This is a genomic window from Streptomyces sp. NPDC048442, from assembly GCF_040651475.1.
GTDB lineage: Bacteria > Actinomycetota > Actinomycetes > Streptomycetales > Streptomycetaceae > Streptomyces.
This window is the reverse complement of the sequence record NZ_JBEZKB010000018.1, coordinates 63,451-83,839: the sequence shown is the minus strand read 5'-3', so window position 1 is coordinate 83,839 and position 20,389 is coordinate 63,451. Positions and strand designations below refer to the sequence as shown.

Genomic DNA, 20,389 nt, shown 5'->3' with positions numbered 1-20,389 from the left:
CCGTGAAACACCCACAGTTGAACGTCATGCGGACCGTGCGCCGCGTGCGGCCTGCGCTCGCCGTTCTGCTCCTCGCCACCGCCGCCCTCTACCTCTGGAACCTCAGTTCCTCCGGCTACGCCAACTCCTTCTACTCCGCCGCCGTCCAGGCCGGTTCCGAGAGCTGGAAGGCCTTCTTCTTCGGCTCGTCCGACGCCGCGAACTCCATCACCGTCGACAAACCCCCGGCCGCCCTCTGGCCGATGGCGCTGTCCGTCCGGCTCTTCGGGCTCGGCTCCTGGCAGATCCTCGTGCCCGAGGTGCTGATGGGGGTGGGAACCGTGGCCGTGCTGTACGCGTCCGTCCGCCGGCGCTTCTCGTACGGCGCAGCACTCCTCGCCGGTACGGTGCTGGCGCTCACGCCCGTCGCCGCGCTGATGTTCCGCTTCAACAACCCGGACGCGCTGCTCGCCCTGCTGATGACCGTCACCGTGTACTGCGTGCTGCGCGCGCTGGAGGACGCCCGGACGAAGTGGCTGGTGTGGGCGGGCGTCGCGGTCGGGTTCGCGTTTCTGACGAAGACGCTTCAGGCGTTCCTGATCCTGCCGCCGCTGGCCGTGCTGTACGCGGTCTGTGCGCCCACCCGGCTCAGGCGGAGGTTCGGTCAACTCGTCCTGGCTGGAGCTGCGTTGATCGTGTCCGGCGGGTGGTGGGTCGCGCTCGTCGAGCTGTGGCCGGCCGACTCGCGCCCGTACATCGGCGGCTCCCAGAACAACTCCTTCCTGGAACTCACCTTCGGCTACAACGGCCTCGGCCGGATCAACGGCGACGAGGCGGGGAGTGTGGGCGGTGGTGCACGCGGTGGCGGCGGTGGCGGCATGTGGGGCGAGTCCGGGATCTTCCGGATGTTCGGTACGAGCGTGGGCGGCCAGATCTCCTGGCTGCTGCCCGCCGCCCTGATCCTGCTCGTCGCCGGACTCGTGGTGACGTGGCGGGCCCGCCGCACCGACACCGCCCGCGCCGCGTTCCTCGCCTGGGGTGGGGCGCTGCTCATGACCGCCGCCGTCTTCAGCTTCATGGCGGGGATCTTCCACGAGTACTACACGGTGGCCCTCGCCCCGTACGTCGCCGCACTCGTCGGCATGGGCGCGAGCGTCCTGTGGGAGGAACGGCGCACCCCGGCCGCCGCGCTGACACTGGCCGGGACGGTCGGCGTGAGCGCGTACTGGGCGTACGTCCTGCTCGGCCGCACCCCCGATCAACTTCCTTGGCTGGGCGATGTGTTGCTCGGTACGGGTGCACTGGCTGCGCTCGGGCTGATCGCCGGCGGACTGCTGCCCGGCCGGTTCGGGGAACGGGGACTGCTGCGGTACGTCGCCGTGGGCGCGGCCGGTCTGGGCCTCGCCACCGTCCTTGCCGGCCCGGCGGCGTACGCGGCGCAGACGGTCGGCACCGGCCACACGGGCTCGATCGTGACGGCAGGACCGTCGGGTCGAGGCGGCCCGGGAGGCCCGGGAGGCATGCGCTTCGCGGGCGGCGAAGGGCCGGGGCTGTGGATCGGTGACGGCAACGGCGGCGGGCTGGGGGGCAAGGGTGCCCAGGGCGGCGGCCCGGGCGGTCCCGGGGCCCAAGGCGGCCAGGCCCCGCCCACCGGCCGGCGCGGAGTCCCCGAGAACGGCGGAGGCGGAGGCCCCATGAACGGCCTCCTCGACGGCCGGCCCGTCAGCGCCACCGTCCAGACCCTCCTCACCGCGCACGCCGACGACTACACCTGGGCAGCCGCCGCCATCGGTTCCCAGAACGCCGCGGGCTACCAACTCGCCACCGGCAAGCCCGTCATGGCCGTCGGAGGCTTCAACGGCAGCGACCCGTCGCCGACCCTTGCCGCGTTCCAGACGTACGTACGCGAAGGGAAGATCCACTACTTCCTCGCGAGCGGCGACGACCGGAGCAGCGGTGGCAAGGCGGCATCCGAGGACGGGCGCCTGCTCGGCGGCCCCGGCGGCGGGCGTGGAGGCGGTCCCGGAGGCGGAAGCGGTCCCGGAGGCGGGAACAGCAGCTCCATCAGCATCTGGGTCGAAGCCAACTTCACCAAGGTTTCCGCAGGTGGGACCAGTCTCTACGACCTGAGCAAGCCCCTCTCCCGCTAATCCACTGTACGGCGTACAAGAAACTCCTCTACGGTGTACAGCACTAGCTGTACACCGTAGAGGAGTTCCCCCATGAAGGCGCCCACCGCCGCGAGCAGGCCGCTCGGCCTCCAGGGACGCGGCCACCCGCAGCGCTGGCTGATCCTCGGGGTCATCTGCCTCGCCCAGCTCACCGTGCTGCTCGACAACACCGTCCTGAACGTCGCGATCCCCTCCCTCACCACCGAGCTCCACGCGTCCAGCACCGACATCCAGTGGATGATCAACGCGTACGCGCTCGTCCAGTCAGGACTACTGCTCACCGCCGGCAGCTCCGCCGACCGTTACGGGCGCAAGAAGCTGCTCGCCGCCGGTCTTGCGCTGTTCGGAATCGGCTCGCTGGCGGCCGGACTCGCCCAGACGGCAGGCCAGTTGATGGCCGCGCGCGCCGGTATGGGCATCGGCGGCGCACTGCTGATGACCACCACCCTCGCCGTCGTCGTCCAGATCTTCGACGACTCCGAGCGGGTCAAGGCGATCGGGATCTGGTCCACCGTCGCCATGCTGGGCTTCGCGGGCGGGCCGTTGCTCGGCGGGTTCATGCTCGACCACTTCTGGTGGGGCGCGATCTTCCTGCTCAACATCCCGGTCGCACTGCTCGCGCTGGTCGCGGTCCTCGCGCTCGTACCGGAATCCAAGAATCCGGCCGGGGACCGGCCCGATCTGCCGGGCGCGCTGCTCTCCACCCTCGGCATGACCGCCCTCGTGTACGTGATCATCACCGGGCCCGCGCACGGCTGGACGTCCGGCCAGGTCCTGGGTGCGGGGGTGGCCGGGGTCGCCGCGCTGGCCGTGTTCGTCTGGTGGGAGCTGCGGATTCCGTATCCCATGCTCGACATGCACTTCTTCCGCAACCAGCGCTTCGTGGGAGCGGTCGCGGGTTCGGTCCTGGTCGCGTTCGGCATGACGGGCTCGTTGTACCTGCTGACCCAGCACCTCCAATTCGTCCTCGGGTACGGGCCGTTGGAAGCGGGTCTGCGTACCGCGCCGATGGCCGTCACGGTCGTCGTACTGAACCTGGCGGGCGCGGGCGCGCGGGTGCTGGCCAAGTGGGGCACGCCGAGGACCATCGGGCTCGGCATGGCGTGCGTCGCCGCGGGACTCGCGGCGGTCGCGATCCTCGGGGGCGACAGCTACCAGGGGATGCTGGTGGGGCTCGTACTGATCGGCGCGGGCGCCGCGCTGGCCGGCCCCGCCATGGCCAATGCCCTGATGAGCGCGATCCCGCCGGAGAAGGCCGGGGTCGGCGCCGGAGTGAACGGCACGCTCGCGGAGTTCGGCAACGGGCTCGGGGTCGCGGTGCTCGGCGCGGTCCTCAACTCCCGCTTCTCGGCGCTCGTCCCGGCCGCGGCTGGGGCGGTGTCGCTGCCTGCGGCGCTGGCGGCGGCGGGCAGTACGGAGGAACGCGGACACATCCGGGACGCGTTCGCCTCCGGCCTGGAGACCAGCCAGCTGGTGGGGGCTGCGGCAGTGCTCGCGGGCGGACTGCTGGCGGCGCTGCTGCTCAAGCGGGCGGAGGTGCGCGAGGGGGCGGGACAGGGCGCGGAGGACGCGCGCGAGGGGGCGGGGCAGGGCGCGGAGGACGCGCGCGAGGGGGCGGGGCAGGGCGCCAAGGAGCCGTCCGACCAGCGGAGTGCTCCCTCCGCACCCGTACCGTCCGAGTAGTCCTCGGCATACCATCGACGGGACGAACCGGAACAACACGGTCCGTCCCGTCCGACGGAGCAGAACCGAGGAGTGTGTCCCATGGTGCCCGCGGCCGACCGCGTCAAGAAGCCTGGACAGAGCAGTGTGTGGCTGGACGCGAAGGGGCCGCGGAGCGGGGGCGGTACGGGACGTGGCGCGGCCGGTGGTGGCGGGGGTCGTAAGGCCGAGCCTGCCGCCGCCGCTACCGCCGCCGTGGCCACCACCGCCGCCGCCCCGGCGCTCGACCGGGAGAAGATCACCGCCGTGACCGTCGGGCTGCTCGACGCGGAGGGCCTCACCAAGTTCTCGATGCGCCGTCTGGCCGCCGAGCTGAACGTCACCGCGATGTCCGTCTACTGGTACGTCGCCACCAAGGACGACCTCCTCGAACTCGCCCTGGACCAGGTCACCGGCGAGCTGGCGCTGCCCGACCCGGGCGACGACTCCGACTGGCGCGGACAGCTGCGCCAACTCGCCCAGAGCTACCGGGAGATGTTGGTCGGACACCCGTGGGCGGCCCCGCTGATGAGCCGCTTCCTCAACATCGGCCCGAACATGATCCGCTTCTCCACCGCCTCACTGGGCCTGATCGCCAAGAGCGGGGTGCCGCTGGAACGGCAGGGAGGGTCGCTCGCCGCCGTCTTCCAGTTCGTTTACGGATACGCCAACAGCGAGGGGCAGTTCTACCAACGGGCGGCGAAGCTCGGCCTGTCCACGGACGAGTTCTACCAACAGGCGATGGGGAAGATCACCGAAGAATTCGAGTCGTCCGAACTGCTGCGCAGAGCGTCGGCGGTGAGGGAGGCGCGGGGCGGGGGCACGGTGGCGGAAATGTACGACCGGGACTTCGAGGTGGCGCTGGATGTGCTGGTGGCGGGGATCGAGGCAACGGCATCCTCCGGCCAGTCCGAGGTCTGAGGGGGCGGCCCCACTGCCCAAGGAGGCTGTGGGGCTGAGGGGCAGTCCTTTAGGGGCGCGGGGAACTGCGCGATCAGCCACAACGCACCCGCACGACGTCCCCCGCACCCCCCTCGCTCCACCCCACCCCCTCACTCCACCGGCAACCACACCGAAAACACCGTGCACCCCGGCACACTCTCCACGGCCACCTTCCCGCCGTGCGCCTCCACGACCGCCCGCACGATCGCCAACCCCAACCCCGTGGAGGCGGGTGACCCGGACGACGCGACCGCAACGGTGCGGGCCGACCCGCCAGAGCCTCCCGCCGTCGCCCCCACCCTCGCCCGCGACACATCCCCCCGCACAAACCTCTCGAACACCCGCCCCACCAGCTCCGGAGCCACCCCCGGCCCGTCGTCCCGCACCTCGACAAGGGCCCGGCCCCCGGAGTCCCCCCGCACCCGCGCCGTGACCCGCGTCCCCGCCGGCGTGTGCGTGCGCGCGTTGCCCAGCAGGTTGACCAGCACCTGCTGGAGCCGCGCCGGATCCCCCCGTACGACCACGGGCTCGTCCGGCAGCTCCAGCCGCCACACATGCTCCTGCCCGGCGGCCCGCGCATCGCTCACCGCGTCCACCACCAGCGGTACGAGATCAGTGCTCTCCCCGGAGAGCACTGATCCAACACCGCCCCCCTCCGCCCCCGCATCCAGCCGCGCCAGCAGCAACAAGTCCTCCACCAGCCCCGTCATCCGCGTCGCCTCCGCCTCGATCCGCCCCAGCGCATGCCGCGTGTCGGGCCCGGCGGCCACCGACTCCCGGCCCCGGCGCGTCAGCTCCGCGTACCCCCGTATCGAAGCGAGCGGCGTCCGCAGCTCATGGCTCGCGTCGGCGACGAAGCGCCGTACCCGCGTCTCGCTCTCCTGCCGGGCCACCAGCGCCGAACCGACGTGCCCGAGCATCCGGTTGAGCGCCGCCCCGACCTGCCCGACCTCGGTACGCGGATCCGCCTGCGCCTGCGGTACGCGCTCGTGGAGCGCCACTTCGCCCCGGTCCAGCGGCAGTTCGGACACCCGGGTCGCGGTCGCGGCGATCCGCCGCAGGGGGCGCAGGGCGGCGCCCACCAGCGCGTTCCCCGCGAGACCTGCGGCCACCAGCGCGGCGACCGTCACGCACACCACGACCACCACGAGCGTACGTACGGTGTCCTGCGCCCCCTCCAGCGGAAAGCCGAGCACGACGTCCCGTGCCTTGCCGTCGGCCTGTCCGCCCGACTGACCGTCGGCAGCGGAACCGTCCCCGGCCCCGTCCCCGATCAGCCCATACCTCAGCCCCGGCCCCGGCCCCGGCCCCGGCCCCGGCTGCGGACCGTCCCCGCTCCCGGCAACCACCCGGTACTCCCCGAGCCCCGGCACCGTCACCGTGTGCGGTGTTCCGTCCCGGGGCGCGCCCTCCAGCGCCTTCACCTGGGCGGCAGACAGCGGCTTCACGTGCGCCTCGGGGCGTGCGCCCGGGGCGTCCACGCTCCGGGCGCCCACCCCGTCCCGCAGCCCGACGGTGTCGAGCGGCTGCCCGGGGGCGGCCACGAATTGCAGCCCCCGCCCGTGCTCCCGGTCCAGCGCCGCGTTCAGCTGATCGTCCACCTGGTTCTCCAGGTACGAGTGCAGGGCGACGGACGTCACCACTCCGATCACCGCGGCGGCCACCGCGATCAGCGCGACGCAGGACACCACGAGACGGGCCCGCAGCGACAGCTTCCGCCCGCGCCGGAGTACCGGACCGCGCCGGAGTACCCGTGCGAGGCGCAGCACCACCTCACCCACCCGGTTTGATCAGATAGCCGGCCCCGCGCCGCGTGTGGATCATCGGCGTACGCCCGGCATCGATCTTCTTCCTCAGATACGAGATGTAGAGCTCGACCACATTGGCCTGGCCCCCGAAGTCGTAGTTCCACACCCGGTCGAGGATCTGCGCCTTGCTGAGCACCCGCTTCGGGTTGCGCATCAGAAACCGCAGCAGCTCGAACTCGGTCGCGGTGAGCCGCACTTCGTCCTCGCCCCGCCACACCTCGTGACTGTCCTCGTCGAGCCGCAGGTCACCCACCATCAGCTCCGAATCGGGCCGGGCCACCAGCCCCCGGCCGCCGGTCCGCCGGATCAGCCCGCGCAGCCGCGCCACGACCTCCTCCAGGCTGAACGGCTTGGTCACGTAGTCGTCGCCGCCCGCCGTGAGCCCGGCGATCCGGTCCTCCACCGCGTCCCGCGCCGTCAGGAACAGCACCGGCACCTCGGGCAGGTCCTCCCGTACCCGCCGCAGCACGGACAGCCCGTCCATGTCCGGCAGCATCACGTCCAGTACGACGGCGTCGGGCCGGAAGTCGCGCGCGGTACGCACGGCGGTCGCCCCGTCCCCGGCGCTCCGGGTCTGCCAGCCCTCGTACCGCAGCGCCATGCACAGCAGCTCGGCGAGCGACGCCTCGTCGTCCACCACCAGCACCCGCACCTCGCCGCTGCTGTCGGACCCGGCGTGGGCACTGCTGCGCGCAGTACTTCGCGCCTTGCTGCGCGTAGTGATGTGGGCACTGCTGCGTGCAATTCCGCGCGTACCGCCGTGGGTCTCGCCCGCCCGAGGTGCATTCGCTGTCCGCATACGGTCACCCTGGCCAAGGCCGGTGAGAGCACCCTTTCCCGTTCCTGTGAATCTGCTGAGAAGCCGACCGGCCCGGAGCGGAAACCCACAGACCGCGGAGCGGAAACCCACAGACCGCGGAGCGGAAACCAAGACATCCCGGATCCGCGGAATAGGGCCGCCGACCTCCCCGTTGCCCCCACATGACTTCCGACTCACCTGCCTCCCGCCACACCCGTACGTACGGCCGCCTCGGCATCTGGAGCGGCGCCCTCCGCCCCACTACCCCCGAGGGCCGCCTCGAACTGACCGATGCGGTCACAGAGTTGGAGGACCTCGGTTACGGCACGGTGTGGACCGGCGGCAGCCCGTCCCTGGACGAGGCCGCCCCGCTCCTTGAGGCGACAAGCCGGATCAAGGTCGCGACGGGCATCCTCAGCATCTGGGAGCACACGGCGGAGTCGGTCGCCGCACAGATCGCCGACTTCGAGAGCCGGCACCCCGGCCGCTTCCTGCTCGGCCTGGGCGTGAGCCACGACGCGCTGGCCCCGCAGTACGCCCGCCCGTACTCGGCGATGGTCGCCTACCTGGACGCGCTCGACGCCGCGCCGAACGCCCTGCCCGCCGAGCGCCGGGTCCTGGCCGCCCTCGGCCCGAAGATGCTGAAGCTTGCCTCCGGTCGCGCGGCGGGCGCCCACCCGTACCTCGTCACACCGGAGCACACGGCTCAGGCCCGCGAGGCGCTCGGCCCGGACGCGTTCCTCGCCCCGGAGCTCACGGTCGTCCTCGACCCGGACCTGGACCGGGCCCGCACGACCGCCCGTACGATGCTCGGCCTCTACCTCACGCTCCCCAACTACACCAACAACCTCCTCCGCCTCGGCTTCACCGAGGCCGACTTCGAGAACAACGGCAGCGACCGCCTCCTCGACACCCTCTTCGCGCTGGGCGACGCGGATCGCGTACGGGCGAAGGCGGAGGAGTTCTACGCGGCGGGCGCCGACCACCTGGCACTGCAGGCCCTGACGACGGGCGACCGGCACGCGTCCCTCCCCCGGGCCGAGTGGCGAGCCCTGGCCAAGGCGCTGCTGTGAGCCTGTGAGCCTGTGAAGCCCCGGGGCGGCCCGGGGAAGAGTCAGCTCAGCCCGAACAACCGGGCCCCGTTCCCGTAACAGACCGCCCGCAGCCATTCCTCGCCCAGCTGGAGCCGCTCCAGCGACTCCAGCTGGTGCAGGTAGCCGTACGGGATGTTGGGGAAGTCGCTCCCCAGCAGCACCTTGTCCCCCAGGTCCCGCAGCCGCCCCAACTCCCCCTTGGGGTACGGCGCCATCCGCTCGCTGAAGTCCGTGAACGACATCGTGGTGTCGAGCCGCACCTCCCCGTACCGCTCCGCCAGGCCCAGGAACTCGGCGTAGTCCGGCATCCCCATGTGCGCCACGATCAGCCGCAGCCGCGGATGCCGCGCCAACAGTTCCCCGACCGGCCCAGGCCCGGTGAACTTCCCGGGCGTCGGCCCGGACCCGCAGTGCATCACCACCGGAACCTCGGCCTCCGCCAGCAGCCCCCAAACAGGCTTCAGCAGCGGGTCATTGGGGTCATAGGCCCCCACCTGCAAGTGCGACTTGAAGATCCGCGCCCCACCTTCCACCGCCCGCCGCACATACGCCTCGACGCCCGCCTCCGGAAAGAGAGTCGCTGTCCGCAGGCACCCGTCCACCCGCCCCGCGAACTCCTCGCCCCACCCGTTCAACCACTCCGCCATCCCAGGCTTGTGCGGATAGATCATCGAGGTGAACGCGACCACCCCGAACTCCCGCAGCAGCGCGACCCGTTCCTCCTCCTCGAACCGGTACGTGATCGGCCACTCGACCCCGGTCATCGGCCCGGCGGCATCGAAGTACGCCCACACCTTCGCCAGCACCCGCTCGGGCATGAAGTGCGTATGCACATCCACCAGCCCCGGAACCCCGAGCCGCCCCCAGAACTCCCGTACCTGCGCTGCTTCATCTGCTGCCGTCGTCGTCATGTGCGGCACGCTACGTGCGTGGCACAAATACCTGAAGTTGCAAGTTATCCACAGGGGTTGACCTGCAATGTTGCGCAAGGTGTCAGCTCAAGTGACATCTTGTTCAAGATCACGAACACCAAGTCCGGTACGGTACGACAGGGCCCGAAGCCGCAACTTCGATTTGCGACTTCGGGCCCAACTCTCGTCGCCTAAACGAGCGCGTAAACCGGCGCACCGTCCGATGCACAGCCAACTTGCCGGATGCACTGATGCTTGATCAGCATCCTCAGACAGGCATGTACACGGGCCGTCGAAAGCCCCGTACGCGCTGCGATCTCTTCGAGCCGGTACCGCGCCTCGCCGCCGATGAGCGCGGGCACGATGTACGCCGCCACCGCATGGACGTCGTCGGTGACCACCAACTTCCGTCGCCGCCACACGTCGAGAACCTGTTGCGGCGTGACATCAGGCTCCCGTGCGGCTCCCTGCTTCTGCGTACTGAGCGAGCCCAGCGTCTGCGCGATCTGCTGCAGCGCATCCGCCATGGACTGCTGGGCCTGCACAGCCTCCGTCAGCAGCTCATTGGTGCGGCGCGCATGCCCGACACTCTCCGCCTGCATGGACACCAGGGCTTCGTCCGCTCGAAGGTTCCTCTCCTCCAGCCGAACAATCGCGTTGATGACCTCGGGCGGCATGACGTACGCCGTGCCACCGCTCCGCGCGGGTTGCATCGGGGCCGGTTCGAGGGAGTACGAACCGTCCCGCTGGATGGTCGCAATGACCTCGGCCACCCAGTTCTTGAATGGCTCGCACTCCGGCTTCGTGCATCCGGTGACGAGCTGAACAAGCCCTTGGGTGTTCACCATCTTGATGGTCTTCTTGAGCTTGTGACCTGCGTTCTTGCTCAACGTGTCTGCTCTATAGACACTTCGTTCAAGATCGTCGAAGGCCATCTGGTTGCGCTCTGACACGTGCCGAATGAGCGCCTGCCGGACATTCGTGTAGCCGAGTCCACTCGCGAAGTCCGTCGCCGGGAACCAATAGGTCCCGTCCGGCAACGTCACCCTCCGCACCCGCGCGCCAGTCGCCGCGTACACGAAGTCGCCAATGCCGATCGCGTCCTGCCGCTGCGCCGTCGCCTCTTCCGACGGCCCGTTCTCCTGCTCGTACATCGAGCATCACCTCCACCCCGGAAACTGACACACGAGTCAAGCCAACTGGCCTGGAATCAGCGGAAGTTCACCCGTTAGATGACACGAACCCCTCATTCCACCCCTGCCCCTCCCGCACTCACCACCCCCTCAGAACAACCCCTCCTGCACCCCCACGTCCCTCTCCTTCTCCACCCCCTTCACCGGCACCGTCACCCCACCCCCCACATCCCCCCGCTCCAACCCCCACCCCGCCAACAACCGACTGTCCACGACCACAACCCCCGCAGCTCCCGAAGCCCCCACGACCTCCAGATGCAGATCCGGCCCCGCCACAGCCACCACCCGCCCCGCCACAGTCCCCCCACCCACCAGCTCCCGCACCACGCCGGCCACACCCCCAGCCCCCACCAACCCCTCCAGCCCGAACACCCCCGCGTGATCGACCACGTCGCACCCCACCACTCCCAACGCCTCCGGCCACCCCGCCAGCCCCACCGCTCGCGCATGCAACTCCCGTACCTCCGCCGCCCGTTCTTCCGCCCCCGGCAGCGCAGCCCGTACCGCCCGCTTCTTCGCGTACGAGATCCGGTCCGGCACCCCGAGACCTGCCCGCAGCAGTTCCTCGCACCGTCGTGCCGCCATCAGCGGCCCCCGCCCGAGCCAGCTGAACGCCACCGCCCCCTGTTCCAGCAGCCGCGCCGGCCCCCGGTCCTCCCGGGTGATCCCCACCTTGACCATCCCCGGCCCGAACCACGCCAGGTACACGGCATACGGACGCGGATCGTCAGCCATCGTGTCGGCCGCCACCGACCTCGACCGGTCCAGCCGCGCACAGTCCGCACACTGCGCCTGCGTGGCCCGCCCCGCCACCGCCGCCGCGTAGGGGCACGGATTCGCCCGCACCCCCACACACCGCCGCTCCCCGACGACCCGGAAGCCGATCTCCCGCCCGTACGCGGTCCCACCGCCGCCCGCCACGGCCCCGTACGACAACGGACTGACCGGCCCGGCCCCGGTGGAACCCACCCCCGGCTCCCACCGCAGTCCGGGCACGCCACCCGCCCAGCTCACCCCCGCACTACGCCACTGCCGCTCCATACCCCCAAGTCTGACCCCCACCACTGACAACGCCCCTGAAGCCGCCCACGGGACCAGCCCCCTGGGATCAGCCCCCCTGGGATCAGCCCCCCTGGGATCAGCCGCCTGGGATCAGCCATGGGACCGACCCCGCCCCCGCCCGCTCCTCAAGCGCTCCCCCGCCGCCGCCTCCAGTACGCCACCGTCACCACCGCCAGCAGCGGCCCCCACAGCAGCAGCGGCGCATAACAGGCCGTCATCACGACTGCCTTGCCCCCGCCCGGTGCCCCCTCCGTGGACATCTCGGTGCCCCACGTCAACGCCATCACCCACGTCAACGCCGTCACCGCAGCCGCCCCCAGCCCGGCCGGCACCACCGCCGCCGCCACCGGAATCCGCCGGCCGCCCAGCCACGGCACCCACTCCGGCAGCACCTCTCCCCACCGCCGCACCAGCCCCAGCGTCAACAGCGCCAGCAGCTCCGCGAACAGGCTCAGGCCGACCAGATAGAAGGACGCGGCTCCGGGAAAGTTCTCCGGGTTCAGCCGGCCGTCCCGGAACCCCGAGTCCCACCCGAACGCGCACGCCACCCGCCACAGCCCGGACGGCAGCACCGCCAGCACCGCCCCGTGCGCCGCCCACCGCACCCCGCGCGGAACCAGGAGCCGCGTTTGCCTGCCCGCGCCACCCGGCTCACCCCGTACGTACGCCCGCGCCGCCACATTCGACCCGCTAGCCACGACGCTGCACCCCCGCCGCACGCGTACCCTCGGCACCCCGCGTACCCGGGAACTTCGCCAACTCCGCGTGCACAACCCTGAATCCGCCCTTGATCACCGTGGTGAACGGCGCCGGTGCCATGCAGGTCCCCACCCGCGAGAGGGTCACGTCCCCCTTCTCGTCGAGGGTCCCGGTGTCGACGTTCGCCGCACCCCAGGAGAACCCGAGCCGGTCCGGCTCCCCCTTTCCGCCCTGCTGCACGCTGATGCCTATCCGCGTACCGCGTGGCATCGCCGGGGTATCGGCCTTGAGGACGGCGGTGAGAGTGGCGGTACGGCCGCTGGTGACCAGGCAGTCCACCGTCGCCTCGGCCGCCACCGGCTTGCTCCCGGCCGGAGCGGCGTGGCTGAACTTCACCACGCCCTCCGCATCGGTCGCCATCCCGCCCGGAATGCCCGGCACCGGCCTGCTGAAGGGAACCGACCGCGCATGAACGGTGAAGCGGATGTCGTCCTGCAACGACTCGACGTACGCCACCCGCGCCGCCCCGTGCACGCTGGCCCTTCCGCCCTCCACACCCACCGAGGCACCCACAACGGCCTTGGCACGGGCACCGACACCGGCACCGGCACCAGCACCGCCCCCGGCCGCCGCAGCCCCACCCGGCGCCACCACCCCCATCACCCCGGCCAACACTGCCCCTGCCACTCCAGCCGCGACCACAGCTCTCTTCACCACGAACTCCCTTTTCCCTGCGGCCCCTTGCCGCTCTCTTGCCTGCCCCTCCAATCTCCTCCGCCGCCCCGCCGGTTCCCATCCGCCGATCGGCAGAGATCCCGAGGTCAGACCACACCCAGCCCCCTCCCCGCCTCTGCCGATCGGCAGAGGGAGCCGCCGCACCCCTCCCCGTACTCTGACCGCATGGGGGACACTTTCGATCACACAATCGGCCTGCTGGGCACAGGATTTGACGCCGCAGCGGTACTGCTGGCAACAACCGCTCTCGTACGCACCGGACACCCTCTGCTCCGCCGCCGCACCACCACCGCACCCGGCACGCGCGGCACCTCCGCTGCACCCCTCGCACCCAGCACACGCGGCACCTCCGCTGCACCCACCGCACCCGGCACGCACGGCACCTCCGCTGCGCCGACTGCACCCACCGCGCCCGGCTCCCCCACCTCCCCCGGCGCCCGCGCTTCCGTACCGGACCCCTCCCCACTCACCGCCGCGAGCGCGGTCCTCTCCCTTCTCTCCTCCTTCGCCCTCGCGGCTCCAGGAGCAGGACCGGCAGCGGAACAGGGTTCGCTCTGGAAACTGGCGACAACAGCCCTGCTCCTGCCCCTGATCGCAGCCGTCGCCCGCTGGTCACGGCCCCGGGAGCTGCGCCCCACCGTGGCCCTGGCAGCCCTGGCGATCGCCCTGTGGCCGCTCCCCCTGGCCCACGCCTCCTCCTTCCTCGAAGGCGTCGGCATCGCGACCTTCTGGCTGCTCCCCGCCCTGGCCGCCCTCGCGTCCGGCACCCACTTCCGACGCCAGGAGCACCTCCGCCGGCGCGCGGTCACCGAGGCCCGCCACGACCAGCGGCGTCAGCTCTCCCGGGACCTGCACGATTTCGTGGCCCACGACATCAGCGGCATCGTCGTCCAGGCCCAGGCGGCCCGCTTCGTCGCGGCCACCGACCCCGCCCAGGCCGTACTCGCCCTGGAACGCATCGAGAAGGCCGGCCTGAACGCCCTGTCCGCCATGGACCGCACCCTGGACATGCTCGACCCCACACCCCGTCCGGCCGGCGCCACCGCCGCCCTCCCCACCGTCGCCCAGCTCCCCGCCCTCACCGCCGACTTCACCGCGGCAGGCCCCACCCCGGCACACCTCCACATGCCCCTGGAGCTGCCCGAATCCCTGCCCCGCGAGACGGGCGCGGCCGCGTACCGGATAGCCGTCGAAGCCCTCACCAACATCCGCCGGCACGCCCCGGCCGCCACCCGCGCGGACATCACCCTCACCCCGGGGCCCACCGCCCTCGAACTCCGCATCACCAACGACACCGGCCCCCACCGCACCGTCCGCACCGCCCGCCCCAGGGCCCGCCCCCGCCGGTACGGCGGCCGAGGCATCCCCGCCCTCACCGAGCTCACCCACGCCCTCGGCGGCACCCTCACCACCGGCCCCCACCCCACCGGCTGGCACCTCACAGCCGTGCTCCCCCTGAAACCCCCGAGCCCCGCGCAACCCCAGACACCCCAGCCACCCCACCCGGAGCCCAAGTGATCCGCATCCTGCTCGCCGACGACCAGGCCGACATCCGCTCGGGCTTCCGCCTGATCCTCGACTCCCAGCCGGACATGACGGTGATCGCGGAGGCCGCCGACGGCACCACCGCCGTCGAGCTGGCCCGTTCACTCCGTCCCGACCTGGTCCTGGCCGACATCCGCATGCCGGGCCTGGACGGCCTGGAAGTCACCCGCCGACTGGCAGGACCGGACGCCGCGGATCCCATCCCCGTACTCGTCATCACCACGTTCGACCACGACGACTACGTACGTACGGCACTGCGCGACGGCGCCTGCGGCTTCCTCCTGAAACGCTCGGGACCCGCTCTTCTGATCGAGGGAGTACGCGCCGCCATGTCCGGCGACGTCCTGATCAGCCCCCAGATCACCGTCCGCCTCCTGCGGTCCCTCGCCCCGGCCCACCCCGGGGCCCCCGCGCCGGCACCCACATCCGCACCCCGCCCGGCGTCGCCGCTCACTCCCCGCGAGGAAGAAATAGCCCGCCTGGTCGCCGAAGGCCTCACCAACGCGGAAATCGCCACCCGCCTCTTCATCTCACCGGGCACGGCCAAGACCCACATCGCCAACATCCAGTCGAAACTGAAGGCCCGCAACCGGGTCGGCATCGCCGCCTGGACCTGGCAGTCCGACTCCACCCGCACATGAAAGAAGCCCCCCGGACGATGTCCGGGGGGCTTCTCGGCTGTGCACTCGGCAGGATTCGAACCTGCAACCTTCTGATCCGTAGTGATCTGAAGGGTGTCCGTGGGTTCCATGAGTTCTCCAGAGAACGACTCCAGACCAGGTCAGAGGCTCCCTGACCCGTCCCGCGCACCCAGTCTGTGAGACGAGCGTGAGACGGGCGGCGCCGCCCGGTGTGCAACCACCGGACGGCGCCTTGGCCAGACACCTTCGTGATCAAGGAGTCAGACCCAATGCAGAACCCTATCCAGCCCGACGGCGTGCGCGACTTCCTCGCGGCCGTCCTGGAAGCACTCGACATCCCGCACCCGGCCACCGTCGGCGACAGCGAGCAGCACGCCCGCGTGCTCGCCGACCGTGCCATGCACACGGTGATCGCACTCCGCGCTGTCCTCGACGACCCGGCGCCCGACGTCGCGTGGACGACCGTCTACCTGCGCGAGCAGCTCGCCACCGTCCCGCCCGTCGGATACCGCACGTACGGCGCCCCGCAGACCGAGGCCGGCCAGTGACCGCCAGGCGCACCGTCACGGTGCAGACGAGCGACCACGGGCCCGTCACCCTCCCCGAGCCGGAATGGTGCCTCGGAAACCACGAGGCCAGCGGCTACCGGGCCGACCTCTCCCACACCGGCCCGGAACACGCGCTCGCCTACGACGACGAGACCCTTCTCGTCGCGTCGCTCACGCAGGACCCGTACGCCACCCACGGCCCCCGCACACCGGGCCTGTACGTCGAGCAGACGGGATACGCCCGCACGCTCACCCCGGAAGAGACCGAGCTGCTCGCGGACGCGCTCGTCGGGCACGCGGCTGAACTTCGCGTGCTCGCCCGGAAGCTGGCCGCCCTCGGGGAGGGCCAGTGAAGCGCGACCCGCTGGAGTGGGGTGCCCTCGTCGCCGTCCTCGTCGTTCTCGCATCCGCGGAGTACGACCTTGCCCGCGCGTGCGGGTTCGGTACGTACGTTGCTGCCGGAGTGCCGGCGGCGCTCGATATCTACGCGGTGCGTGCGCTGCGGGCCGGTCGTGACGTCCTGGTGGTCGTCGTGGCGCTCATCGCGGTGAACGCCGCTGCACATCTGGTGACGGCCGGACTGCTGCCGGTGAGCTGGCCGCTGGTGGTCGCTGTGTCGGCCATCGCGCCGCTCGTGTTGTGGCGGGTGCACCGCCTCGGCGACGGCCACCAGGCGCCCGTGCAGGACGTCCCCGAGGTGCTGCCGGAACCGATCTACGTCCGGCCGGAACCGGCGGAACAAGATCCGGAACCGGAGCCCGTCGACGAGGCCCCGTGGGTGCCTGTCCTCGGCCCGTTCACGCCTGTTGGGGAACTCCTCGCAGCGTCGGGCGGAACCAGTGCCGGAACCGGCATTGACCAGCCACAAGAACCGCAGGATGCCGTACCGGAACCGCGGCCGGAACCGGCGGAACCAGAGATCAGTTCCGGCGGAACTGGACCCGCGCCCGACGCCGTTCCCGAGCTGCCCGCGGGGGTGTCTGCCGAGCACGTCATCACAGTGCGGACGTGGCTCGCGGTCGAGCCGGAACTGACCGGAACCGAGATCGGCACCCGCCTCGGGAAGAGCGACAGCTACGGGCGGCGCGTGAAGCGCGCGGCCGGGGTTCCCGCGTGATCGCGGGCGCCCTGCTGGCTCTCTGCTTCCTGGTCTGCGCGCTGCTCGCCCTCGTCGGCCTGCTGCTCGTCGTGCCGCGCGACGTTCCCCCCATCGCGGGGACGTGCGCGTTCGTCTTCACCCTCGCGGCGCTCGCCGTCGCCATCCTCTTCCGGGGCTCCGCATGAACATCCCTACGTACGCCGTTGTCTCCCTCGGCGGGGTCACCGTCGGCCTGTCCCTGCTTGGCTGGGAGTTGGTGCAGTGGTGGCCGGGCCGTAAGCAGGCGGTCAAGTTCAAGCACCTCGTCCGCCTGGTCCCGTTCCTCCTCACATGGTTCTACGGGATGCTGCTCATCCTCTCGGCCGGCGGTGCCCTCGGTGTCGTAGCTGACTGGAGCCTCTGGGGCACGTCCGAAATCGGTGACGCCGTCCTGAAGTACGGCGTCGGCGGCACGACCCAGAACGTCACCCGCGGCTCGAACCTCGTCCTTACCCCCGGTGGTCACGCGGTCGTCGTCATCTCCACGGTGTTGTTCATCGGGGTGTGGGTGAAGCGGCGCGGCTTCAACTGGTCACTTCTCCGGGCGATCCTCTCCGGGGTCAGCCTCGGTCTGTCGTCCGGCATCGCGGGCATGGCCGGATGGGTACTGTCCCCGGTCGTCTCCACCATCGGTGACCTCATTCCGGGTCTGCGATGAAGGGCATGGCGCCGGTCGTCGGCGCGTACGAGCGGCTCGTCCTCGGTACCGGTCTGCTGCTTCACGGGGCGGGTGACTGGCTTGCTCCGGCCGACTCGGGCAAGAGCTTCCTGGCCCGTACCGGAGGCACCGCGGCGGGCGTTCTGTTCGCCGGCCTGCTGCTGGAGCGGGCGCCACACCTCGTGTTCGCGGTACCGGTCGCATGGGCGGTCACCGTATGGCGCCTGTCCGATTCGTCCGCCACTCCCCCACCACTCCCGGAATCCCCTTCCGAGGACGTTTACGCAGATGGGGACGAACGTCTCTCGCATGTCGAGTGGAGCCCGGAAGGGGTCCGGTGCACCCTGCACGTAGTACGTGACGGGGTGAACGGACGATGATCCGCAGCCTGTTGACCATCCTCGGCGCGCTCCGGTACGAACAGCAGCCGCTGTACTACTGCGCATCCTGCGGCGGGCACTACCCGTTCGATCACTTCTGTTAGCGGACACACAGCAGCCCCCGCCGACCGCGTACATCACGCGGACGGCGGGGGCCTCTTGCCGCCCGCACGGGAGCGGGCCACGCACGCGCTCGTGCCTGACCCCGTGCGGGCCTCAGCGTGGCCGCGGCATCACCTGGGGAGCCCTGCGCGCGGCCGGCTAAGTAGGTGCCGGGTGCCTGCCCTGTCCTGCTCGCCGTCAGGCAGGCACCCGACGAGGACGCGGCGGCCATCACCGGGTAGCCGCCACGCCCGGTCTTAGGTCCGCCGCCGCGTGCTCGGGGGCGGACAGGTTGTGTGCCAGTACACGGTGATCGCGGCGGCGGAACCGCTGTCGACGGGGTACTCCTGGTACTCGTCGCCCTCGCGGAGCGGCTGTTGGCATCGGCTACAGATCTTCATGGTGTGATCCCCTCTCGCACGTGGTGCACGACCACGCTTCGCAGTCGAGGGTGTGCGCGCCCTGTTTGCCGCGGGAGTACCCGACGTGGTGGGCGCCGGTCGTCTGCTCGTCGAGGAGGACGCGGCACCACACGCACGCCCACCCCTGACGCTGGTCATGGTTCAGCTTGATGACGGGCGGGATGGGCCGGGTGGCCGGCACCGCCTCGGCCTCGGCTTCGGTGTGGCTGCGGCAGGCCCGCGGGAACCAGTGCCCTGTTGCTTCCGGGCGGTCGCGCACCCCGAGGCTGACGGCGGTCCGGGCGGTGAGGGTGATACCGCAGAAGACGCAGTCAGCGCCCCGCAGCTGCCGTAAGGAGAGGGTCCCGGCGGGCGGCACGCAGGTCTCTGACGGCCGTGTTCTGCTCGTGTCGGTGGCCATGACCAGGACCGTAGACACTGGCGTTTCTCAGAATTCGGCGTGTTTCTCAGTGTTTCTCACACGCCACCCAGCGTTTCCCGATGTTCTTCAGGTGCCCCCGATGCCCGCACGCGTACGGGCGATGATGCGATGCGCGGCGCGGCCGTCGACAGCAGCAGCGGCCAGCGCATCCCAGACTTTCCGGTACAGAGTGAGATCCTCCGCGGAGTCGAGCCACATTTCCGCGTGCCAGGATTCGGCGATGACCAAACGGTCATCGTGTATCCAGAAGTCGTCTCCAGACGCGACACGCAGGTCTGCGGCCAACGGGATGATTCCGAGGCGCACAGTGGAGAGTCCGTTGACTGACATCAGCCGGTCCAGCTGGTCGGCAAGGATGCCGGGGGAGCACACGCGTGCGTGCAGGGCAGCCTCCGCGATGAGCACGTGATACCGCTTGTCCTGCGCGTACAGCCCCTCTTGACGGCGCACGCGGGACAACACCCCCGCTTCGACATCGCGGACGACACCGTGCAGCTCGGCGTACCTGCCGAGGACAGAGCGGGCGTACTCCGACGTCTGAAAGACACCGGGGATTACGGATGCGCTGAAGCCACGGAACACGTGGGTCCTCTCGTGCTGGGCACCAAGCGCGTCTTGCACTGCCCGGTGGCCGCCGGCCAGTTGGCGCCGCCACGAACGGTACGTCGACTCCAGACCCGCAAGCCTGCCTCTCAGCTCCGCGGCCAGCTCAGGGCGTCCGACACCGTGCGCCCACGCGTCGAGATCCAATGGCTTCGCGGTCTGCTTGCCGTTCTCCAGCTTGGAAATCTTCGACGGCGCCCACCCGCACGCGGCGGCCAGATCGCGGACGGTGAGACCGCCCTCGGTGCGCAACTCACGTAGCCGCACCCCGAGGGCATTCCGGGCCTGCTGGAAATCGGTACTCACATGGGGGAAGCTACCCGCCGGGCGAACTCCTCGTAACGCACGGCGTGATGCCAAGCTGCGTCCCGCGCCTGGCAGGCCCGCAGCACCTCGCTCGGATCTTCGGTGAGCTCCATCCGGCGCTCGGCGTCATCCCAGTTGAAGACGGCCAGCACACGGGAGTCGAAGAGCCAGAAGTCGAAGTTCGGCAACTGGAGTTCCCGCGCGGCTTGACGGGTCATGAACCGGATGTCCTCTCCGGCGGCCAGGTTGTCGGGGGTGGTAGCCAGTAGGTACCGCTGGTTGTCGGTGGGTGGCTCGTCGACCAGGCGCACCCGCTCGATGCGCTTGCCCGTCTGCGTCTGCTGGACGGCGTTGACGAACCACGGGCCCTCGATGTCGAGCGGTGGCTGTACGCCCTGTAGGAAGCGCTGGTACTCGCCGGTGCGCTGATCCGAGGGGTAACCGCGGCGGGTCTCCAGTCGCCAGGCGGTATGAGCGAATCCGTCCTGGAAGAAGTCGAGGATCTGGCGGGCGGGGATGGTGTCCGGCACG

The 20,389-nt window shown here is 70.8% G+C and carries 22 protein-coding genes; 12 read left to right on the top strand and 10 right to left on the bottom strand.

Annotation, left to right across the window (positions count from 1 at the left end):
* Positions 1–26 precede the first annotated feature (26 nt).
* From AB0D18_RS25320 to AB0D18_RS25310, 3 genes are all read left to right on the top strand, one after another.
* Positions 27–2,129 carry a glycosyltransferase family 39 protein gene (locus AB0D18_RS25320; RefSeq protein ID WP_362423045.1) on the top strand — a complete coding sequence of 701 codons (2,103 nt, stop codon included), beginning with the start codon at positions 27–29 and terminating at the stop codon, positions 2,127–2,129.
* A 72-nt stretch (positions 2,130–2,201) separates the two neighbouring features.
* Positions 2,202–3,833 carry an MFS transporter gene (locus tag AB0D18_RS25315; RefSeq protein ID WP_362422765.1) on the top strand — a complete coding sequence of 544 codons (1,632 nt, stop codon included), beginning with the start codon at positions 2,202–2,204 and terminating at the stop codon, positions 3,831–3,833.
* An 81-nt stretch (positions 3,834–3,914) separates the two neighbouring features.
* A complete protein-coding gene (locus AB0D18_RS25310) occupies positions 3,915–4,772 on the top strand; it encodes a TetR/AcrR family transcriptional regulator (protein WP_362422762.1) in 858 nt (285 codons plus the stop codon).
* A 131-nt stretch (positions 4,773–4,903) separates the two neighbouring features.
* Here AB0D18_RS25310 and AB0D18_RS25305 read toward each other — a convergent pair whose 3' ends face one another.
* Both AB0D18_RS25305 and AB0D18_RS25300 read right to left on the bottom strand, forming a co-directional pair.
* Complete coding sequence (locus AB0D18_RS25305) at positions 4,904–6,505, bottom strand: HAMP domain-containing sensor histidine kinase (protein ID WP_362423042.1); 1,602 nt, start codon at positions 6,503–6,505, stop codon at positions 4,904–4,906.
* 61 nt (positions 6,506–6,566) lie between these two features.
* Positions 6,567–7,400: a response regulator transcription factor gene (locus AB0D18_RS25300; RefSeq protein ID WP_362422759.1), complete on the bottom strand. Its 834-nt coding sequence runs from the start codon at positions 7,398–7,400 to the stop codon at positions 6,567–6,569.
* Positions 7,401–7,582: 182 nt separating this feature from the next.
* Here AB0D18_RS25300 and AB0D18_RS25295 point away from each other — a divergent pair, with 182 nt between their 5' ends.
* A complete protein-coding gene (locus AB0D18_RS25295; protein ID WP_362422757.1) occupies positions 7,583–8,473 on the top strand; it encodes an LLM class F420-dependent oxidoreductase in 891 nt (296 codons plus the stop codon).
* A 41-nt stretch (positions 8,474–8,514) separates the two neighbouring features.
* On the opposite strand, the gene AB0D18_RS25290 is transcribed toward AB0D18_RS25295, so the two are convergent.
* From AB0D18_RS25290 to AB0D18_RS25270, 5 genes are all read right to left on the bottom strand, one after another.
* On the bottom strand, positions 8,515–9,405 hold the full coding sequence (locus tag AB0D18_RS25290) for an amidohydrolase family protein (RefSeq protein ID WP_362422754.1): 891 nt from the start codon (positions 9,403–9,405) through the stop codon (positions 8,515–8,517).
* Positions 9,406–9,596: 191 nt separating this feature from the next.
* On the bottom strand, positions 9,597–10,559 hold the full coding sequence (locus AB0D18_RS25285) for a BRO family protein (protein WP_362422752.1): 963 nt from the start codon (positions 10,557–10,559) through the stop codon (positions 9,597–9,599).
* 129 nt (positions 10,560–10,688) lie between these two features.
* Positions 10,689–11,639 (bottom strand): DUF2797 domain-containing protein, encoded by a 951-nt coding sequence (locus tag AB0D18_RS25280; protein ID WP_362422749.1) that lies wholly within the window; start codon positions 11,637–11,639, stop codon positions 10,689–10,691.
* Between the two features lie 146 nt (positions 11,640–11,785).
* A complete protein-coding gene (locus tag AB0D18_RS25275; protein WP_362422746.1) occupies positions 11,786–12,358 on the bottom strand; it encodes a hypothetical protein in 573 nt (190 codons plus the stop codon).
* The gene (locus AB0D18_RS25270; RefSeq protein ID WP_362422743.1) at positions 12,351–13,073 is read right to left on the bottom strand and encodes a hypothetical protein; all 723 of its coding nucleotides are present in this window, start codon (positions 13,071–13,073) and stop codon (positions 12,351–12,353) included. Before AB0D18_RS25270 ends, AB0D18_RS25275 begins: the two co-directional genes overlap by 8 nt.
* 186 nt (positions 13,074–13,259) lie before the next feature.
* Here AB0D18_RS25270 and AB0D18_RS25265 point away from each other — a divergent pair, with 186 nt between their 5' ends.
* The 8 genes from AB0D18_RS25265 (at position 13,260) to AB0D18_RS25230 (ending at position 18,004) form a co-directional block, all read left to right on the top strand.
* On the top strand, positions 13,260–14,612 hold the full coding sequence (locus AB0D18_RS25265) for a histidine kinase (RefSeq protein ID WP_362422741.1): 1,353 nt from the start codon (positions 13,260–13,262) through the stop codon (positions 14,610–14,612).
* Complete coding sequence (locus tag AB0D18_RS25260) at positions 14,609–15,280, top strand: response regulator transcription factor (RefSeq protein WP_362422738.1); 672 nt, start codon at positions 14,609–14,611, stop codon at positions 15,278–15,280. Before AB0D18_RS25265 ends, AB0D18_RS25260 begins: the two co-directional genes overlap by 4 nt.
* A 269-nt stretch (positions 15,281–15,549) precedes the next feature.
* Positions 15,550–15,828 carry a hypothetical protein gene (locus tag AB0D18_RS25255; protein ID WP_362422735.1) on the top strand — a complete coding sequence of 93 codons (279 nt, stop codon included), beginning with the start codon at positions 15,550–15,552 and terminating at the stop codon, positions 15,826–15,828.
* The gene (locus tag AB0D18_RS25250) at positions 15,825–16,181 is read left to right on the top strand and encodes a hypothetical protein (RefSeq protein ID WP_362422733.1); all 357 of its coding nucleotides are present in this window, start codon (positions 15,825–15,827) and stop codon (positions 16,179–16,181) included. Before AB0D18_RS25255 ends, AB0D18_RS25250 begins: the two co-directional genes overlap by 4 nt.
* Entirely contained in the window at positions 16,178–16,945 is a 768-nt protein-coding gene (locus AB0D18_RS25245) for a hypothetical protein (protein WP_362422730.1), read from the top strand. The genes AB0D18_RS25250 and AB0D18_RS25245 overlap by 4 nt, the downstream gene beginning before the upstream one ends.
* A complete protein-coding gene (locus AB0D18_RS25240) occupies positions 16,942–17,112 on the top strand; it encodes a hypothetical protein (protein WP_362422727.1) in 171 nt (56 codons plus the stop codon). The genes AB0D18_RS25245 and AB0D18_RS25240 overlap by 4 nt, the downstream gene beginning before the upstream one ends.
* A complete protein-coding gene (locus AB0D18_RS25235) occupies positions 17,109–17,624 on the top strand; it encodes a hypothetical protein (protein WP_362422724.1) in 516 nt (171 codons plus the stop codon). The genes AB0D18_RS25240 and AB0D18_RS25235 overlap by 4 nt, the downstream gene beginning before the upstream one ends.
* A 5-nt stretch (positions 17,625–17,629) precedes the next feature.
* Positions 17,630–18,004 carry a hypothetical protein gene (locus tag AB0D18_RS25230; protein WP_362422722.1) on the top strand — a complete coding sequence of 125 codons (375 nt, stop codon included), beginning with the start codon at positions 17,630–17,632 and terminating at the stop codon, positions 18,002–18,004.
* A gap of 489 nt (positions 18,005–18,493) precedes the next feature.
* Here the strand turns inward: AB0D18_RS25230 and AB0D18_RS25225 are convergent, their stop codons facing one another.
* The 3 genes from AB0D18_RS25225 to AB0D18_RS25215 form a co-directional block, all read right to left on the bottom strand.
* Positions 18,494–18,928, bottom strand: coding sequence for a hypothetical protein (locus AB0D18_RS25225; protein ID WP_362422719.1), 435 nt, complete (start codon positions 18,926–18,928; stop codon positions 18,494–18,496).
* 87 nt (positions 18,929–19,015) lie between these two features.
* Positions 19,016–19,858 carry a helix-turn-helix transcriptional regulator gene (locus AB0D18_RS25220; protein WP_362422716.1) on the bottom strand — a complete coding sequence of 281 codons (843 nt, stop codon included), beginning with the start codon at positions 19,856–19,858 and terminating at the stop codon, positions 19,016–19,018.
* Positions 19,855–20,388: a DUF6879 family protein gene (locus AB0D18_RS25215; RefSeq protein ID WP_362422713.1), complete on the bottom strand. Its 534-nt coding sequence runs from the start codon at positions 20,386–20,388 to the stop codon at positions 19,855–19,857. Before AB0D18_RS25215 ends, AB0D18_RS25220 begins: the two co-directional genes overlap by 4 nt.
* Position 20,389 lies beyond the last annotated feature (1 nt).

Excerpts from the sequence above, each read along its gene's own strand:
- AB0D18_RS25255 (WP_362422735.1), top strand. The coding sequence starts at position 15,550 with ATGCAGAACCCTATCCAGCCCGACGGCGTGCGCGACTTCCTCGCGGCC.
- AB0D18_RS25265 (WP_362422741.1), top strand. The coding sequence starts at position 13,260 with ATGGGGGACACTTTCGATCACACAATCGGCCTGCTGGGCACAGGATTT.
- AB0D18_RS25225 (WP_362422719.1), bottom strand. The coding sequence starts at position 18,928 with ATGGCCACCGACACGAGCAGAACACGGCCGTCAGAGACCTGCGTGCCG.
- AB0D18_RS25295 (WP_362422757.1), top strand. The coding sequence starts at position 7,583 with ATGACTTCCGACTCACCTGCCTCCCGCCACACCCGTACGTACGGCCGC.
- AB0D18_RS25280 (WP_362422749.1), bottom strand. The coding sequence starts at position 11,639 with ATGGAGCGGCAGTGGCGTAGTGCGGGGGTGAGCTGGGCGGGTGGCGTG.
- AB0D18_RS25300 (WP_362422759.1), bottom strand. The coding sequence starts at position 7,400 with ATGCGGACAGCGAATGCACCTCGGGCGGGCGAGACCCACGGCGGTACG.
- AB0D18_RS25235 (WP_362422724.1), top strand. The coding sequence starts at position 17,109 with ATGAACATCCCTACGTACGCCGTTGTCTCCCTCGGCGGGGTCACCGTC.
- AB0D18_RS25315 (WP_362422765.1), top strand. The coding sequence starts at position 2,202 with ATGAAGGCGCCCACCGCCGCGAGCAGGCCGCTCGGCCTCCAGGGACGC.
- AB0D18_RS25230 (WP_362422722.1), top strand. The coding sequence starts at position 17,630 with ATGGCGCCGGTCGTCGGCGCGTACGAGCGGCTCGTCCTCGGTACCGGT.
- AB0D18_RS25285 (WP_362422752.1), bottom strand. The coding sequence starts at position 10,559 with ATGTACGAGCAGGAGAACGGGCCGTCGGAAGAGGCGACGGCGCAGCGG.
- AB0D18_RS25290 (WP_362422754.1), bottom strand. The coding sequence starts at position 9,405 with ATGACGACGACGGCAGCAGATGAAGCAGCGCAGGTACGGGAGTTCTGG.
- AB0D18_RS25320 (WP_362423045.1), top strand. The coding sequence starts at position 27 with ATGCGGACCGTGCGCCGCGTGCGGCCTGCGCTCGCCGTTCTGCTCCTC.
- AB0D18_RS25310 (WP_362422762.1), top strand. The coding sequence starts at position 3,915 with ATGGTGCCCGCGGCCGACCGCGTCAAGAAGCCTGGACAGAGCAGTGTG.